The 15,339-nt window shown below is 73.9% G+C and carries 17 protein-coding genes and 3 tRNA genes; 8 read left to right on the forward strand and 12 right to left on the reverse strand.

Annotated elements, in window-relative coordinates:
• The first annotated feature begins 17 nt into the window (after window positions 1-17).
• Window positions 18-1,478 carry a D-alanyl-D-alanine carboxypeptidase family protein gene (locus ABIE39_RS00560; protein WP_354049940.1) on the forward strand — a complete coding sequence of 487 codons (1,461 nt, stop codon included), beginning with the start codon at window positions 18-20 and terminating at the stop codon, window positions 1,476-1,478.
• A gap of 89 nt (window positions 1,479-1,567) precedes the next feature.
• Here the strand turns inward: ABIE39_RS00560 and ABIE39_RS00565 are convergent, their stop codons facing one another.
• The 9 genes from ABIE39_RS00565 to ABIE39_RS00605 all read right to left on the reverse strand — a co-directional run bounded on the left by ABIE39_RS00565 (window position 1,568) and on the right by ABIE39_RS00605 (window position 8,609).
• Window positions 1,568-2,437 carry a prenyltransferase gene (locus tag ABIE39_RS00565; RefSeq protein WP_354049942.1) on the reverse strand — a complete coding sequence of 290 codons (870 nt, stop codon included), beginning with the start codon at window positions 2,435-2,437 and terminating at the stop codon, window positions 1,568-1,570.
• Entirely contained in the window at window positions 2,434-2,790 is a 357-nt protein-coding gene (locus ABIE39_RS00570) for a lycopene cyclase domain-containing protein (protein WP_175007565.1), read from the reverse strand. Before ABIE39_RS00570 ends, ABIE39_RS00565 begins: the two co-directional genes overlap by 4 nt.
• Window positions 2,787-3,125: a lycopene cyclase domain-containing protein gene (locus ABIE39_RS00575; protein ID WP_031317163.1), complete on the reverse strand. Its 339-nt coding sequence runs from the start codon at window positions 3,123-3,125 to the stop codon at window positions 2,787-2,789. Before ABIE39_RS00575 ends, ABIE39_RS00570 begins: the two co-directional genes overlap by 4 nt.
• Window positions 3,122-4,792 (reverse strand): phytoene desaturase family protein, encoded by a 1,671-nt coding sequence (gene crtI / locus ABIE39_RS00580; protein WP_074805539.1) that lies wholly within the window; start codon window positions 4,790-4,792, stop codon window positions 3,122-3,124. The genes ABIE39_RS00575 and crtI overlap by 4 nt, the downstream gene beginning before the upstream one ends.
• A complete protein-coding gene (locus ABIE39_RS00585; RefSeq protein ID WP_061268310.1) occupies window positions 4,789-5,703 on the reverse strand; it encodes a phytoene/squalene synthase family protein in 915 nt (304 codons plus the stop codon). Before ABIE39_RS00585 ends, crtI begins: the two co-directional genes overlap by 4 nt.
• 88 nt (window positions 5,704-5,791) lie before the next feature.
• Window positions 5,792-6,799: a UDP-glucose 4-epimerase GalE gene (gene galE, locus ABIE39_RS00590; protein ID WP_043655432.1), complete on the reverse strand. Its 1,008-nt coding sequence runs from the start codon at window positions 6,797-6,799 to the stop codon at window positions 5,792-5,794.
• A gap of 88 nt (window positions 6,800-6,887) precedes the next feature.
• Complete coding sequence (locus ABIE39_RS00595) at window positions 6,888-7,814, reverse strand: cation diffusion facilitator family transporter (protein WP_074805531.1); 927 nt, start codon at window positions 7,812-7,814, stop codon at window positions 6,888-6,890.
• 92 nt (window positions 7,815-7,906) lie between these two features.
• Window positions 7,907-8,224, reverse strand: a complete 318-nt coding sequence (locus tag ABIE39_RS00600; protein ID WP_186810318.1) for an ArsR/SmtB family transcription factor — start codon at window positions 8,222-8,224, stop codon at window positions 7,907-7,909.
• Between the two features lie 40 nt (window positions 8,225-8,264).
• A complete protein-coding gene (locus tag ABIE39_RS00605) occupies window positions 8,265-8,609 on the reverse strand; it encodes a metallopeptidase family protein (protein ID WP_074805895.1) in 345 nt (114 codons plus the stop codon).
• A gap of 90 nt (window positions 8,610-8,699) precedes the next feature.
• On the opposite strand from ABIE39_RS00605, the gene ABIE39_RS00610 reads away from it, so the two are divergent.
• The 5 genes from ABIE39_RS00610 to ABIE39_RS00630 all read left to right on the forward strand — a co-directional run bounded on the left by ABIE39_RS00610 (window position 8,700) and on the right by ABIE39_RS00630 (window position 10,021).
• Window positions 8,700-8,772, forward strand: a tRNA-Glu gene (locus ABIE39_RS00610).
• Window positions 8,773-8,935: 163 nt separating this feature from the next.
• Window positions 8,936-9,009, forward strand: a tRNA-Asp gene (locus tag ABIE39_RS00615).
• A gap of 50 nt (window positions 9,010-9,059) precedes the next feature.
• A tRNA-Phe gene (locus tag ABIE39_RS00620) sits at window positions 9,060-9,132 on the forward strand.
• 161 nt (window positions 9,133-9,293) lie between these two features.
• Window positions 9,294-9,716 (forward strand): phage holin family protein, encoded by a 423-nt coding sequence (locus ABIE39_RS00625; protein WP_021481597.1) that lies wholly within the window; start codon window positions 9,294-9,296, stop codon window positions 9,714-9,716.
• Window positions 9,713-10,021, forward strand: a complete 309-nt coding sequence (locus ABIE39_RS00630) for a DUF3618 domain-containing protein (protein WP_074805523.1) — start codon at window positions 9,713-9,715, stop codon at window positions 10,019-10,021. The genes ABIE39_RS00625 and ABIE39_RS00630 overlap by 4 nt, the downstream gene beginning before the upstream one ends.
• Before the next feature lie 225 nt (window positions 10,022-10,246).
• Here ABIE39_RS00630 and ABIE39_RS00635 read toward each other — a convergent pair whose 3' ends face one another.
• Window positions 10,247-10,459, reverse strand: coding sequence for a BldC family transcriptional regulator (locus ABIE39_RS00635; protein WP_074805891.1), 213 nt, complete (start codon window positions 10,457-10,459; stop codon window positions 10,247-10,249).
• A gap of 408 nt (window positions 10,460-10,867) precedes the next feature.
• On the opposite strand from ABIE39_RS00635, the gene ABIE39_RS00640 reads away from it, so the two are divergent.
• A complete protein-coding gene (locus ABIE39_RS00640; protein ID WP_021482112.1) occupies window positions 10,868-11,074 on the forward strand; it encodes a DUF3073 domain-containing protein in 207 nt (68 codons plus the stop codon).
• Window positions 11,075-11,302: 228 nt separating this feature from the next.
• On the opposite strand, the gene purM is transcribed toward ABIE39_RS00640, so the two are convergent.
• Entirely contained in the window at window positions 11,303-12,436 is a 1,134-nt protein-coding gene (purM, locus tag ABIE39_RS00645) for a phosphoribosylformylglycinamidine cyclo-ligase (RefSeq protein ID WP_209828283.1), read from the reverse strand.
• 57 nt (window positions 12,437-12,493) lie between these two features.
• Window positions 12,494-14,041 carry an amidophosphoribosyltransferase gene (purF, locus tag ABIE39_RS00650; protein WP_031315107.1) on the reverse strand — a complete coding sequence of 516 codons (1,548 nt, stop codon included), beginning with the start codon at window positions 14,039-14,041 and terminating at the stop codon, window positions 12,494-12,496.
• A 237-nt stretch (window positions 14,042-14,278) separates the two neighbouring features.
• On the opposite strand from purF, the gene ABIE39_RS00655 reads away from it, so the two are divergent.
• Window positions 14,279-15,337, forward strand: a complete 1,059-nt coding sequence (locus ABIE39_RS00655) for a sulfate ABC transporter substrate-binding protein (protein WP_354049948.1) — start codon at window positions 14,279-14,281, stop codon at window positions 15,335-15,337.
• Window positions 15,338-15,339 lie beyond the last annotated feature (2 nt).

Here is a 15,339-nt window from a genome sequence, read left to right on the forward strand (position 1 = left end):
GCGGCGAGGCGCGCTAGATGGGCCGCCACACCGCGCGCCGGGCCTCGTTCCCCGCCGCACTCGTCTCCGCCGCCCGCCGTGGCACGCCCGGGACCGGCACCGCCGCGACCCGCCGTCGCCGCACCCTCGGGACCGGCGCCGCCGTCGCGGCCGTCGCGCTCACCGCGAGCACCGCCGCGGCGGCCTTCGCCAACGGGGCGGCGCCGTCCGCGTCGTCCGCCACGACGGACGCGAGCGGCGCGACGCCCGCCGACGCCCCGACGACCGGCACCACCGTGGCCCCCGTGGTCCTCGGCGCGCCCGCCGACCTCGCGACCGCCGACCCGGCGACCGTGGAGGCGGCGAGCGACGTGCTCGTCCGGGCCCAGTTCCTCACCGGCGAGGGCGCCGCGTCGCTCACGCCCGAGCAGGTGGCCCAGATCGAGGACGCGCGCACGCGCCTCAGCGAGGCCGTGACCGAGGCGTCCGCGCCCGAGGACGCGGCGCTCCTCGGCTCCCCCGCCGGGCCGGGTCTCGCGAGCCCCGACGACGCCACCGCGTCCGCCGAGGCCGCCGACGAGCCACCGACCGACGACGCCCTCACCGCTGCCGAGACGCTCGGCGCGAGCGTGCCCGCTCTCGACGGCCGCGGCGACGACCGTGCGAGCCGGTCCTCGGCCCGCACGCCGCTCGACGAGCTGGGGGCCGCCGTCCCGACGCTCGACCCCGCGACGCCGGACCTCGCCCAGACGGCCGACGACGCCGCGCCCGGGACGGACGCGGCCACGCCGTCGGCCGACGCCGACGCGGCGACCGAGTCGCCCGAGGAGGACGCGGCAGCCGCGGACACGGCCACCGACGCACCGGACCTCGGCACCGGCGCGCCCGCCGACGCCCCCGAGGACGCGCCCGACGCCGACGAGGCGCCGGCGGCTCCCGTCGGCACCGGCGGCACGGAGGAGATCGCCGCGCTGACGGCGGAGCTCACGACCCTGCTCGACGCCGCCGGCTCGGGCGTGACCGTCCAGGTCGTGCCCGGACCGCCGTCGCCCGAGGAGGTCGCCGCCCAGCTCGACCAGTGGGCCACCTCCACCGCGGGCTTCGGCAACGGGCAGATCCCCGCGAGCGCGCTCTGCGAGCTGTCGTTCGCGCCCGGGGAGCAGCTCCGCTGCGACGCCGCCCACCAGATCGAGGCCCTCAACGAGAAGTTCCGCGAGACGTTCGGCGCGAACCTCTCCGTGACGGACTCCTACCGCTCGTACGCGTCCCAGGTCGCCGTGAAGGCGTCCCGCGGCTACTTCGCGGCGCCGCCCGGGATGTCGAACCACGGCTGGGCGCTCGCGCTCGACCTCGGCGGCGGCATCCAGAGCTACGGCACCGCGCAGTACGAGTGGATGCGCGCCAACGCGCCCGCCTACGGGTGGGACAACCCCGAGTGGGCTCGCGCCGGCGGGTCGAAGAACGAGCCCTGGCACTGGGAGTACGGCGACATCTCCTGACGAGCCGCACCACCACGACGACGGCCCCGGTCCGCGACGACCTCGCGGACCGGGGCCGTCGTCGTCCCTGTCCGCCGACGCGGGGCCCGTCAGGTGAGGGCGTCCGCGAGGAGCAGCATCGTCACGAGGAACCCGGTGACGAGGTTGAGCCACAGAAACGCGCGCCAGCCCGCGTTCGCGCGCTCGCAGTCGTCGTCGCGCACGTCGCGGAAGCGCAGCACGTTGACCGCGTACGGCAGCGGGAGCAGCGCGGCGAGGACGCCGGGCCACGGGAGCACCGCGAGCACGACGGCCGCCCCGACGTACGCCGCCGCCGCGGCGAGCACGGTCGCGTGCGCGCCGATCGCCGTCGCGACGGACGCGATGCCGCCCTCGCGGTCCGCGCGCACGTCCTGCACCGCGCCGAACGCGTGCGACGCCATGCCCCAGAGCACGAAGCCGACGAGCACGGGCCAGACGGAGCGCGCGGAGAGGTCCGCGTCGACGAGCACGAGGGCGTAGAGGAGCGGGCCCGCGAAGTGCATCGCGGAGGTGAACGAGTCGAGGAACGGGCGTTCCTTGAACCGCAGCCGGGGCGCCGAGTAGGCGACGACGCCGAACACCACGAGCACGAGGACCGCGCCCGCGAGCGGGTCGCCGAGGAGCAGGAGCGCGACGAGGAACGGCACGTTGGTCGCGACGCACGCGCGCAGGATGCGACGGTGCGTGACGCGCGCGGTCGCCGGGTCCGCCAGCGCGCCCTCGATCCCGCCCTTGCGCGGGTTCCGCAGGTCGCTCGCGTAGTCGAAGACGTCGTTCACGCCGTACATGAGCAGGTTGTACGGCACGAGGAAGTAGAGCGTCCCGAGGACGAGCGCGAGGTCGACGCGCCCGCCGGTCGCGACGAGGTACCCGGCAGCGAACGGGTAGGCCGTGTTGATCCAGGAGAACGGCCGCGAGGCGGCGAGGACCTCTTTCATCGGCCGTCCTCCGCGGCACGCCCGCGCCCGGCTCCGCGCCCGGGCCCGCGGCCCGCGGTGCGGTCGCGACCGCGCGCGCCGAGCACGGTCCACAGCACCGGCATCCCGAGCGCGGCGGCGAGCGCGTACGCGAAGTCCTCGAGCGGCGCCCCCCAGAGGTAGACGCCGAGGATCTTGTCGGGGTGGTAGACGTACAGGTCGGCGGCGATCATCAGCGTGTCGAACACGAGGGTGAGCACGCACATGACGACGGCCGTCCACACGAGCGGCCCGGGTCGCAGCCGACGCAGCACGCGCCACGACACCACGACGAGCGCCGCGAGGACGATGACGTTGAGCACGATGTTCGTCACGCGTCGTCCTCCCCGGCGCGGCGGGCCGCGAGCACCCGCTCGGCGCCCCGCCAGACGAGCAGCGCGTTGTAGCACAGGAGCGTCAGGAACACCGCCTCCTCGACGGGGAGGTCGGGGGCGAGCAGCAGCCCGGTCATCCACGGGCTCTCCCCGCGCGCGAAGATCCCGAGCGCGAGGCCCGCGACGTCCCACGCGAGGAACCCGACGACGCCGAGACCGACCGTGAGCGCCGCACGCCGGGGGTCGGACCAGAACGCGAGCCGGAACCGGCGGTCGAGCACGGCGAGGCCGCCGAGCGAGACCGCGAGCGCACCGAGGTAGGCGAGGCCCGTCACCGGCGGACCGCCACCGGCCGGTCCGCCGGCCGGAGCCGTTCGGGCCGGCGGCTCGCGGCGAGGAAGCCCTCGCGCAGCGGCTCGGGCAGCGGACGCGCGGACGTCTCGCCGAGCAGCCGCTTGGCGACGAGCTCGGCGCTGATCAGGCACATCGGCAGTCCCACGCCCGGGATCGTGCCACCTCCGGCGTGGTAGAGCCCGTCGACACGGCGGGACGCGTTCCCCGGGCGCCACAGGGCGGACTGCCGCAGGGTGTGCTCCATGCCGAGCGCGCCGCCACGCCAGGCCGAGAGCTCGGTCGCGAAGTGCGCGGGCCCGAGCACGCGCCGCGTGACGACGCGCCCCGGGAGGTCCTCGACGCCCGCCCAGCGCCCCACCTGGGCGAGGTAGCGGTCGGCGAGCCCGTCGAGCGTGCGCCGCGACGGCTCGTCCCCGCCGAGCGTGGGGTCGGCGGGGAACGGGACGAGGAGGAACAGGTTCTCGTGGCCGGGCGGCGCCGCGGGCGCGGCCGACGTCGGCCCGTCGGTCGCGCTCGTGCGCGACACGTAGAGCGAGGCGGGCTCGGGCACGCGCAGGCCGCGGGGGTCGCTGCGACGGTCCGGGCCGAGCACCGCGTCGAAGTTGGCGGGCCAGTCCTTCGTGAAGAACAGCGAGTGGTGCGCGAGCTCGGGCAGCTCGCCGCGGACGCCCGCGAGCACGAGCAGCGCGGAGATGCCCGGGCCCTTGTCCTCCCACGCCGCGGCGGGGAGGTCGGCCCAGCGCGGCTCGAGGAGCGCCGTCTCCGTGTGGTGCCGGTCGGCGGCCGAGACGACGACGTCCGCCTCGACGAGCTCGCCCGACGCGAGGCGCACGCCGGTGACCCGACCGCGGCGACCGCCGCCGGGCACGACCTCGATCCCGGCGACGTCGGCGCCGGTGCGCACCTCGGCGCCCGCGTCGCGCGCGAGCCGCTCGACGGCCTCGATGAGCGTGTACATGCCCCCGCGGGGGTACTGGACGCCGTCGACGAGGTCGAGGTGGCTCATCAGCGAGTAGAGCGCGGGCGCGCGGTAGGGCGACGACCCGAGGAACACGGCGTGGTACCCGAGGAGCTGCTGGAGCCGCGGGTCCTCCACGGCGCGCGCGGCGCGGTCGGCGAGCGACTCGCGCAGGAGCGCGGCCAGGCGCGGCAGCCGGCGCAGCACCGCGGGCGAGAGCGCCCGGTCGGGGCGCTCGAACGTCGTGTAGAGGAAGTGGTCGAGCGCGAGCCCGTACGCCTCGCTCGCGTCCTCGGCGTACGCGGCGACCCGGCCTCCGGCGCCCGGCTCGATCGCGTCGAGCCGCGACCGGTTCACGCCGGGGTTGCCGGACAGCTCGAACGTCGACGCCGCGCCGTCCGCGCCCGGCTCGAAGAAGACCCGGTACGCCGGGTCGAGCGGGACGAGGTCGAGGTGGTCCTCGACGCGCGCGCCGAGCAGCCCGAAGAAGTGCTCGAACACCTCGGGCATGAAGTACCAGGACGGGCCCGTGTCGAAGCGGAAGCCGTCCACCTCGAGCGTCCCGGCCCGGCCGCCCACCTCGTCGTGCCGCTCGAGCAGCGTCACCCGGGCGCCGCCGCGCGCGAGCAGGGCGGCGGTGGCGAGCCCGGCGATCCCGCCCCCGACGACGACGACGCGCGGAGCCCTCACGCGAGCACCTTCCGCGGGCGCGGGGACCGGGCGGACGCCACCTGGCCGAGGAGCTGGCCGCCGGCGGCGCGCGCCGCGAGCGCGACCTTCATCGTGTCCGGGATGCGCACGCGCGCACGCAGGATGTCCTCCGGCGGCGTCGCGGCGAGACGCGCGAGGAGCCGCTCGTAGACGGCGACGGTCGCGGCCACGGCGATGCGCGGGCGCACCGGGAGGCCGGGCAGCGCGGCGCGGGCCGCGGCGAGGTCGCCCTCCACCTCGCGGCAGAACGCCTCGACGTCCCGGCGGCGCAGGCGGCCGGGGACGACGCCGGGCAGGTACGCGCGCCCGAGCTCGTCGTGGTCGGTGCGCAGGTCGCGCAGGAAGTTGATCTTCTGGAACGCCGCGCCGAGCGCGCGGGCGCCCCGGACGAGCACCGGGTCCGGGACGCGCAGCGGCTCTCCCGGTCGGCGGCGCGCGTTGAGGAACACCGCGAGGCACATGAGGCCGACGACCTCCGCCGAGCCGTAGACGTACCGCTCGTAGCTCTCCCGGTCGTGCACGCGGACCGTGAGGTCGGTGCGCATCGAGGCGAAGAACGGGTCGACCTCGTCGTGCCCGAAGCCGCAGCGGCGCGCGGCGCGCGCGAACGAGTGGACGACGAGGTTCGTCGACCAGCCGCGGTCGAGCGCCCGCGCCGTCTCCGCCTCGAGCTCGTCGAGGAGGTCCGCCGCACCGTCGCCCCGGCGCGTGTCCACGACCTCGTCCGCGATCCGCACGAGCCCGTACACCGCGTCGATCCCGTCGCGGGTCGGCGCGTCGAGCAGGCGTGCGCCCAGCCCGAACGAGGTCGAGTACGCCGCCAGCACGACCCGGCTCGTGCGTGCGGCGGTCAGGTCGTACAGCCGTGCCGGGTCGCTCTCGTCACCCACGTCGTCGTCCCGCCTTCCGTCGCCGGGGCACCTCCCCGGTCAATCCTCAGCATGCTGAGGGATGTAGGGTCGCACGGGACGCCGGATTTCACACCTCGGAGGCGGCCTCGCGCGTCGTGTCGATGCGGCGAGGCCCGGACTGCCAGGCCTCCCACGCCGACGAGATGATCTCCGGCAGCCCGTTGGTGGCGTGCCAGCCGAAGAGCTCGTTGATCCGTCGCGGGTTCCCGACGAGCTGCGGCGGGTCGCCCGCGCGACGGGGCAGGACCTCCGGCGTGACGTCGAGCCCGCTCACGCGCCCGATCTCGTCGATCACCTCGCGCACCGAGGAGCCCTCGCCCGTCCCCACGTTGAAGACGTCGAACGGGCGCTCGTCCACGTCGAGGTACTCGAGCGCGGCGAGGTGGGCCTGCGCGAGGTCGAGGACGTGGATGTAGTCCCGGATGCACGTGCCGTCCGGCGTCGGGTAGTCGTCCCCGAAGATCTTGGGCCGCTCGCCGCGCTCCAGACGGTCGAGCACCATGGGCACGAGGTTGAGCACCGCAGGGTCGCCGAGGTCCGGCCAGCCCGCGCCGGCGACGTTGAAGTAGCGCAGCGCGACGAACCGCAGGCCCCACGCGCGGGTCGCGGCCCGGCCGAGCCACTCCCCGACGAGCTTCGTCTCGCCGTAGGGGTTGATCGGCTCGGCGTGCAGCTTCTCCTCGACCAGGGACACCGACGGCATGCCGTACGTCGCCGCCGACGAGGAGAAGACCAGGCGGTCGACACCAGCCGCCTGCATCGCGGTGACGAGGTTCGTGAAGCCCCCGACGTTCTGCTGGTAGTACCAGGCCGGCTTCTCGACCGACTCCCCCACCTGCTTGCGCGCCGCGAAGTGGACCACCGCGCGCACGTCGTGCTCGGCCATCGCGCGCGTGAGCACGTCCACGGCCTCGGGCGACGCGACGTCGACCTCGACGAGCACCGCGTCGCCGACGCGGTCCGCGCGACCCGTGCTCAGGTCGTCGACGACGACCACCTTCTCGCCGCGCTCCTGCAGGAGGCGCACCACGTGCGCGCCGATGTACCCGGCTCCGCCGGTCACGAGGATCGTCATGCCACCAGCCTAGTGCGCGCGTCCCGCCCGACGGCGGCCCGTCCTCAGGGTGTCCGGTCGCGCGTCGCGAGAAGGCCCGACGGCGCCCTCAGGCGTGGCCGTGGGCCTCGCGGTCGCGCAGGGCCGCCGTCTCGAGCTGGAAGGTCGAGTGCTCGACGGAGACCGGGAAGTGGTGCGCCACGCACGTGCGCACCCGCTCGACGATCTCCAGCGCGTGCCCGTCCCGGAAGCACGCGTCGTCCACGACCACGTGCGCCGAGATGGTCGGGAGCCCGGTCGCGACCGTCGACGCGTGCAGGTCGTGGACGTCCTCGACGTGGTCGAGGGACAGGATGTGCCGGCGTACGTCGTCGAGGTCCAGCCCTTCGGGCGTGAACTCCATGAGGACGGCCGTCGCCTCGCGCAGGAGCCGGAACGCGCGGGGCACGATGAGGACCGCGATGAGCAGGCCGGCGATCGCGTCGGCCCGCTGGTAGCCCGTCGTGGCGATCACGACAGCGGCCACGATGACGCCGACGGAACCGAGCGCGTCGTTGACCACCTCGAGGAACGCCGCGCGCAGGTTGAGGTTCGCGCGCCGCCCCGACGCGAGGACCGCGATGGCGACGAGGTTCCCCACGAGGCCGACGATCCCGAACACGAGCAGCTCGGAGGAGGGGACCTCCGGCGGCTCGAGCAGGCGCCGGACGCCCTCGACCGCGGCGTACGCGCCGACCGCCAGGAGCAGGGCCGCCTGCGCGAGCGCCGCGAGCACCTCGACGCGGCGGAAGCCCCACGTGCGGTGCTTGGTCGCCGGGCGCAGCGCGAGCGACGCCGCGACGAGCGCGACGGCCAGCCCGACCGCGTCGGTGAGCATGTGCGCCGTGTCCGTGAGGAGCGCCAGGCTCCCCGTGAGCACCGCGCCGACGGCCTGGGCCGCGAGGATCGTCGCGGTGATGCCGAACGCGACGGCGAGCCGTCTGCGGTGGTCGGGCGCGTCGAGGCCACCTGCGCCGTGGTCGTGACCCGCTCCCATCGATCCTCCATTCATCGGTATTTACCGATGTTATCGGTGATCACCGATGTTTTCTAGACGGAGTGCACCGTGAGGCGCGCCACGCGCAGGGGTCAGGGGGCGAGGGCGACGTGCTCCGCGTCGGCGAGGAGGTGCGCGACCTCGGGCCGCACGAGCCGGTACCAGGACGACCGCCCTTCCCGTCGCACCGCCACGACCCCCACGTCGCGCAGCGTGGTGAGGTGCGCCGAGACGGTCGACTGGGCCAGCCCGAGCTCGCGCGTGAGGTCGACGACGCGCCGCTCGGAGCCCGTGAGCAGGTGCACGATCGCCAGGCGGCGCGGCTCGGCGAGCGCGTGCAGGAGGCGCGCGACCGCCTCGTGGTCGTGCGCGCCGTCGTGCCGGGGGTCGCTCGCGGCGCTCGTCGTCACCCGCCGATCCTAGCGATCGGCACCCGCGGACCGCCCGGGCTCAGCCCCAGCCGAGCTCGTGCAGCCGGTCGTCGTCGATCCCGAAGTGGTGCGCGATCTCGTGGACGACGGTCACCGCGACCTCCTCGACCACGTCCTCGCGCGTCTCGCAGATCGCGAGCGTCGGGTTGCGGAAGATCGTGATGCGATCGGGCAGCGCGCCCGCCGCCCACATGTGGTCCCGCTCCGTGAGCGGCACCCCCTCGTAGAGCCCGAGCAGCTCGGGGTCGTCGTCGGGCGCGTCGTCCTCGACGAGCACCACGACGTTGTCCATCTGCGCCGCCAGGTCCTCGGGGACGAGGTCCAGCCCGTCGCGCACGGCGTCCTCGAACTCGGCCCGCGTCATCTCCACCACCCGCCCATCCTCCCCCGCGCGGGAGGCGGATCCGACGAGGAACGCCCGGCGACGCCGCTGTACACTGGCCGTCGTTCCTGAGCCCCCATCGTCTAGCGGCCTAGGACCCCGCCCTTTCACGGCGGTAGCACGGGTTCGAATCCCGTTGGGGGTACGCGAGATCGCGTCGGGACCGGTGGCCACCGGCGGATTTACGGATCGGCTCACCGGTACGGTACGATCCTCTCGGTTCGAATGCGGGCCACCACGCCACCAGGATCACTGGTGAAAATCACCGGGTTCCCTGGTGCTAAGGTGTGTCTCGCGAAGAACAGCAAGGCCCTGTAGCGCAGTTGGTTAGCGCGCCGCCCTGTCACGGCGGAGGTCGCGGGTTCAAGTCCCGTCAGGGTCGCGTGAGGCGAAGAGCCCGGTCGGCATCGGCCGGCCGGGCTCTTCCCCCATGGCTCTGTAGCTCAGTTGGTAGAGCGTTCGACTGAAAATCGAAAGGTCACCGGATCGACGCCGGTCGGAGCCACCGAGAGACCCCCGCCCGGGATTCCGGTCGGGGGTCTTCTGCGTCCCGAGCCGGAACGGCGCCCGTCTCGCCCCGGGGCACCACGCACACCCCCGGGGAAGTTGCGCGCCGACCCCGGTGCCGGTTGAGTGGTGGGGGATCACCTGCGGAAAGGCTGAGAGATGAGCGACTGGATCGACGGGCGCATCCCGCCCGAGGAGCAGAAGCCGACGGTCGGACAGCTCGTGGAGCGCCTGTCCGAGCAGGCGACCCGGCTCGTCCGCTCGGAGATCGCCCTCGCGAAGGCCGAGCTGACGACGAAGGCGAAGCACGCCGGCATCGGCATCGGCCTGCTCGTCGTCGGCGGTGTGCTCGTGCTGTACGGCCTGGGCTTCCTGCTGCACTCCGCCATGGAGGGCCTCGCGACCGCGATGCCGCTGTGGCTCGCCGCGCTGATCGTCGGCGGCGTCCTCGTCCTGGTCGCCGGTACGCTCGCGTTCGTCGGCGTCAAGCAGCTCCAGCGGGGCGTGCCCCCGACGCCGACCGGCGCGGTCGAGAGCATCAAGGAAGACGTCGCGACCATCAAGGAAGGACTGCGCCCGTGAGCGGAAACGGCGAGACCCCCGACCCTCAGCTCTCCCCGTCCCAGCTCGAGGACGAGATCGCCCGGACCCGCAAGGAGCTCGCGGGGACGATCGACGAGCTCACCACGCGCCTCGACCCGCGCGTCCAGGCCAAGGCCGCCGCGCAGCAGGCGAAGCAGGCGGCGAGCGACACCGGGGCGTTCCTCTCCGGCAACGGCCTGCCCGAGGAGGACCCGGACCGGTCCCGCAACGTCAAGCTCCTGCTGGGTGCTGCCGTGGTCGGCGTCGCGCTGGTGGCCGCGGCGATCCTCCGTCGCCGCTCGTAGCGAACCCGTCGACGAACGCCGTCGACCCCGCGCCGATGCTCCATCGGACGCGGGGTCGACGGCGTTCCGGCGTGCGGGAGGTGTCCGTCACGCGGGACGTCCGGGATGTTCGACGACGCACGCGACCGGGGCGCGGCCAGCGCGAGGCGCGAGGGCGCGCGTCGTACCGGCATCCGTGCGACGTCGTGCCGCCGCGCGAGAGCCGTGGGCGCGGCCCGCGCCGGGTCAGGACTTGTCGTTGCCCTCCGCGGGCTCGCTCGCGGCACCGAGCAGGGCTCGGACCTCCGACTCGCGGTAGCGCCGGTGGCCGCCCAGGGTGCGGATCGACGACAGCTTGCCCGCCTTCGCCCAGCGGGTGACGGTCTTGGGGTCGACGCGGAAGAGGCTGGCGACCTCGGCGGGCGTGAGCAGAACCTCGGACTCTCCGTGCATGGACATCACGACACCTCCTCCTGGTACGCGCTGGTCCGGCAGATACCCCGGATCACGACGACAGCACGACGCCAGTACTTTCCATTGTCGCAGCATGCGGATTTCGGGCGACTTGACGGACGGGTGAATTAGGCGCTCTATGGTCGGATCGGCCGGATAGGCGCTCCTGTGGCATACGAGAGCGTTGCCGCAGGTGGTCCGCAAGGGCTCTTCCGACCGCCGGACCCGGTCCGCGCGAGCCCGCGCGGTGGAGACTGTGTGACGGTAGGCACGTCCGCGGCTCGGCCGGGGTCCTGAGTGGATGGAATAGGCCCTGAGCATGTACCGTTGGACCCTGAACAGACGAAACTACACCCCGGGGCCGCACGTCTGAGTACGTTGCCGCCCCGCTTCTACGTTGAGGGGGTCGGAGCCATGGGCCGCGGCCGTCAGAAGGCAAAGCAGACCAAGGTCGCTCGCGCGCTGAAGTACTACAGCCCCGAGACGAACTACAGTGCGCTCGAGCAGGAGCTCACGGGTCACAGCCGTACGGATGTCGTGACGGACTCGCGCTTCGGCGCCGAGCCGGACGACCTCGAGCGCTACGACCAGCGCTACAACGACTGGTCCGACGACCGCTGACGGTCGTCCGCGACACCCCCTCCGCCGTCTCGCACGGACGCATCTGACCTCGACGGCGCCGTCGCCTGCCCGCAGGCGGTGGCGCCGTCGTCGTGCGTCCGTGGCGCCGACGACAGAGCACCCCACCGCGAGTCCGCGACGGACCACCGCGACGTCGCGCCCGCGGGCACGCAGCCCAGGCCGGGCCGGACGCCGCGGGACCCGCGCGCCGACCCGACCGGGCGGTGATCAGGACCGGTAGTCGCCGACGAGGCGCACCGCGCCCGCCTGGACGCCCTTGGTGCCGGCGACCAGGTCGCCGTCGGCGAGGTCGCGGGCCGCGTCCGGGTCGAAGGCCTCGACCGTGCCGAGCACCCACGCGGGCACGCCGAGCGCGGCGCACCGCGCCAGGGCGGCGTCGACGCCGTCCGCGCCCACGACCGCGACCATCCCGACGCCGAGGTTGAGGGTGTTCTCGAGGTCGCCGCGCGGCACCCCGCCCAGCTCGCGCACGAGGCGGAAGACGGGCGGCACGTCCCAGCTCCCCCGGTCCACGACCCCGACGAGCCCTGCCGGGAGGACGCGCGCGAGGTTCGCGGCCAGGCCGCCGCCCGTGACGTGCGTGAACGCGTGGACCTGGGCCGCGTCGTCGGCGGCCAGGGCGAGGCAGTCGCTCGCGTAGACGCGCGTCGGGGTGAGCAGCTCCTCGCCGACGGTGCGGCCGAGCTCGTCCACGTGCCGCTCGAGGCCCCAGCCCGCGTGCTTCAGCACGGCGCGCACGAGCGAGTAGCCGTTCGAGTGGAGGCCCGACGACGCCATGCCGACGAGCACGTCGCCCTCGCGGACGCGATCCGGGCCGAGCAGCGCGTCCGCCTCGACGACGCCCGTGGCCGCGCCCGCGACGTCGTACTCGTCCTCGCCGAGCAGGCCCGGGTGCTCGGCCGTCTCCCCGCCGACGAGCGCCGTGCCGGCGACCTCGCAGGCGGCGGCGATGCCCCGGACGATGCCCGCGATGCGCTCGGGCACGACCTTGCCGCACGCGATGTAGTCGGTCATGAACAGCGGCTTGGCGCCCACCACCACGATGTCGTCGACGACCATGCCGACGAGGTCGAAGCCGATCGTGTCGTGCACGTCGAGCGCCTGCGCGATCGCGACCTTGGTGCCGACGCCGTCGGTCGACGTCGCGAGCAGCGGACGGCGGTACGTCGCGACCTCGGAGAAGTCGTAGAGCCCGGCGAACCCGCCGACGCCCCCGAGGACCTGCGGCCCGTGGGTGCGGCGGACGGCGTCCTTCATGAGCTCGACGGCCTTGTCACCGGCCTCGGTGTCGACCCCCGCGGCGGCGTAGGTGAGGCCCGTGCGGGGCGAGTCGGCAGTCATGGTGTCGGCTCCAAAGGTGTCTCGCGGCGCGCGCGCCGGTGGTGCGGAGGGTGCGGGTCAGGGGTGCTGGAGGGCGCCGGCGCCGCCGGCGGTCACCGAGAGGCTGCGCAGCCCGTCCTCGGGCGCCCCGAGCGGGAGCTCGGCCTGCTCGAGGAGGTGCTTGCCGAGCTGGTCGTCGGGCGGCAGCTCGATGGGGTACTTGCCCGTGAAGCACGCCGTGCAGAGCTGGGACGACGGCTGCTCGGTCGCCGAGATCATGCCCTCGGTCGAGATGTAGCCGAGGCTGTCGGCACCGAGCGACTGGCCGATCTCGTGCGGCGAGAGGCCGTTCGCGATGAGCTCGGCGCGCGACGCGAAGTCGATGCCGTAGAAGCACGGCCACTTCACGGGCGGCGAGCTGATGCGCACGTGCACCTCGGCGGCGCCGGCCTCGCGCAGCATGCGCACGAGCGCGCGCTGGGTGTTGCCGCGCACGATCGAGTCGTCGACCACGACGAGCCGCTTGCCGCGGATCACGTCGCGCAGCGGGTTGAGCTTGAGGCGGATGCCGAGCTGACGGAGCGTGTCCGACGGCTGGATGAACGTGCGACCCACGTAGGCGTTCTTCGTGAGCCCCTGGCCGAACGGGATGCCCGACTCGGCGGCGTAGCCCACGGCGGCAGGCGTGCCCGACTCGGGGACCGGGATGACGAGGTCCGCCTCGACCGGGTGCTCGCGGGCGAGCTGGCGGCCCATCTCGACGCGCGCCGCGTGCACCGAGCGGCCGTTGATGCTCGTGTCCGGGCGGGCCAGGTAGACGTACTCGAAGACGCAGCCCGCGCGCTCGATGGGCGCGAACCGCTGCGAGCGGAGCCCCTCGGCGTCGATCGCGATGAGCTCGCCGGGCTCGACCTCGCGCACGAAGGACGCGCCCACGATGTCGAGCGCGGGGGTCTCGCTCGCGACGACCCAGCCGCGCTCGAGACGGCCGAGCACGAGCGGGCGCACGCCCTGCGGGTCGCGCGCGGCGTAGAGCGTGCGCTCGTCCATGAAGACGAGCGAGAAAGCGCCGCGCAGGCGCGGGAGCACCTCGAGCGCCGTCGCCTCGAGCGTGTGGTCGGCGTCGCCCGCGAGGAGCGCGGTGACGAGCGCGGTGTCCGTGGTGTTGCCGCGCGCGAGCTCGCCGCGGCGCTGGCTGCCGTAGCGCTCGGCGACGAGGTTGACGAGCTCGGCGGAGTTGGTGAGGTTGCCGTTGTGCCCGAGGGCCACGGTCCCGGACGCGGTGGCGCCGAGCGTGGGCTGCGCGTTCTCCCACGTCACGCCGCCCGTGGTCGAGTAGCGGCAGTGCCCGACGGCGATGTGCCCCGTCAGGGCGTTGAGGGCCGTCTCGTCGAAGACCTGGGAGACGAGGCCCATGTCCTTGTAGACGAGGATCTGCTCGCCGTTGCTCGTCGCGATGCCCGCCGACTCCTGGCCGCGGTGCTGCAGCGCGTAGAGCCCGAAGTAGGCGAGCTTGGCGACCTCCTCGCCGGGCGCCCAGACACCGAAGACGCCGCAGGCGTCCTGGGGGCCTTTCTCGCCGGGCATGAGGTCGTGGTTGAGAAGTCCATCTCCGCGGGGGGCCACGTACCTCAGTGTCCCACAGCGTGCGAGCGAGGGCGGAAGCGGACGAGCAGGCGGACGGCGGCCCGCCGTCGTTCACGGTGGCGTTACGTCGTCCCATCTGCCGGTCGGGGGTTTCGCTGCGTGGGAACGCCGCGCTTGAATCTCGACTTACCGGACCGAGCGAGTCAAGTATCGCCACCGCGCCGGGCCCGTACCACCACCGTTCCCGCCTCCCGGGACCCGACGAAGGACGACACCATGCGACGCCTCCGGACGACGATCACCCTCGCGGCTGCCGCGGCAGCCACCGCCCTGGTCCTCACCGCCTGCGCGCCGACCGCCGTCGACGGGTCCGGCGGGGGCGACGCGGGCGGCGACGGGGGCTCCGACGTCGAGCCCACGACGCTCTCGCTCGTCGGCTTCGCCGTGCCCAAGGCGGGCAACGACGCGGCGCAGGAGCTCTGGGGCGAGACCGAGGACGGCCAGGGCGTGACCTGGGAGACGTCGTACGGCGCGTCCGGCGACCAGAGCCGCGCGGTCGCCGACGGGCTGGAGGCCGACTACGTGCACTTCTCGCTCGAGGGCGACGTGACGCGCCTCGTGGACGCGGGCCTCGTCGCCGAGGACTGGGACGCGGGCGAGAACCAGGGCATCGTCAGCCAGTCCGTCGTGGTCCTCGTGGTCCGCGAGGGCAACCCGAAGAACATCCGGAGCTGGGAGGACATCGTCCAGCCCGGGGTCGAGATCGTCACCCCCAACCCCGGCTCGTCGGGCTCGGCCCGCTGGAACATCCTCGCCGGGTGGGGCAGCGTCATCGCGAACGGCGGCTCCGAGGAGGACGCGACCGAGTACCTGCGGAAGTTCTTCAGCAACGCGGTGGCGCTGCCCGGCAGCGGCCGCGACGCGACGACGGCCTTCACGTCCGGCACCGGCGACGTCCTGCTCTCCTACGAGAACGAGGCGATCCTCGCGCGGCAGAACGGCGAGACGTTCGACTACGTGGTCCCCGACCAGACGCTCCTCATCGAGAACCCCGCCGCGGTGACGGTCGACGCCGACCCGAAGGCGCAGAGCTACCTCGACTTCGTCCTCACGCCCGAGGGCCAGGAGGCGTTCGCGCACGTGGGCTTCCGCCCGCTCACCGGCGACGTCGACGTCGAGGTCGAAGGCGCGAACGACCCGAGCGACCCGTTCCCGACCGTCCCCACCCTCCTCACCATCGCCGACGACTTCGGCGGCTGGTCCGCGACCAACGACAAGTTCTTCGGCGACGAGGGCCTCGTGACGAAGATCCAGGCCGAGACCGGGAAGCAGTGAAC

Source organism: Cellulosimicrobium sp. 4261 (assembly GCF_040546915.1).
GTDB classification, from domain to species: Bacteria; Actinomycetota; Actinomycetes; order Actinomycetales; family Cellulomonadaceae; genus Cellulosimicrobium; species Cellulosimicrobium cinnabarinum.

Excerpts from the sequence above, each read along its gene's own strand:
- ABIE39_RS00560 (WP_354049940.1), top strand. The coding sequence starts at position 18 with ATGGGCCGCCACACCGCGCGCCGGGCCTCGTTCCCCGCCGCACTCGTC.
- ABIE39_RS00565 (WP_354049942.1), bottom strand. The coding sequence starts at position 2,437 with ATGAAAGAGGTCCTCGCCGCCTCGCGGCCGTTCTCCTGGATCAACACG.
- galE (WP_043655432.1), bottom strand. The coding sequence starts at position 6,799 with ATGACGATCCTCGTGACCGGCGGAGCCGGGTACATCGGCGCGCACGTG.
- ABIE39_RS00595 (WP_074805531.1), bottom strand. The coding sequence starts at position 7,814 with ATGGGAGCGGGTCACGACCACGGCGCAGGTGGCCTCGACGCGCCCGAC.
- ABIE39_RS00605 (WP_074805895.1), bottom strand. The coding sequence starts at position 8,609 with ATGACGCGGGCCGAGTTCGAGGACGCCGTGCGCGACGGGCTGGACCTC.
- ABIE39_RS00625 (WP_021481597.1), top strand. The coding sequence starts at position 9,294 with ATGAGCGACTGGATCGACGGGCGCATCCCGCCCGAGGAGCAGAAGCCG.
- ABIE39_RS00635 (WP_074805891.1), bottom strand. The coding sequence starts at position 10,459 with ATGTCCATGCACGGAGAGTCCGAGGTTCTGCTCACGCCCGCCGAGGTC.
- ABIE39_RS00640 (WP_021482112.1), top strand. The coding sequence starts at position 10,868 with ATGGGCCGCGGCCGTCAGAAGGCAAAGCAGACCAAGGTCGCTCGCGCG.
- purM (WP_209828283.1), bottom strand. The coding sequence starts at position 12,436 with ATGACTGCCGACTCGCCCCGCACGGGCCTCACCTACGCCGCCGCGGGG.
- ABIE39_RS00655 (WP_354049948.1), top strand. The coding sequence starts at position 14,279 with ATGCGACGCCTCCGGACGACGATCACCCTCGCGGCTGCCGCGGCAGCC.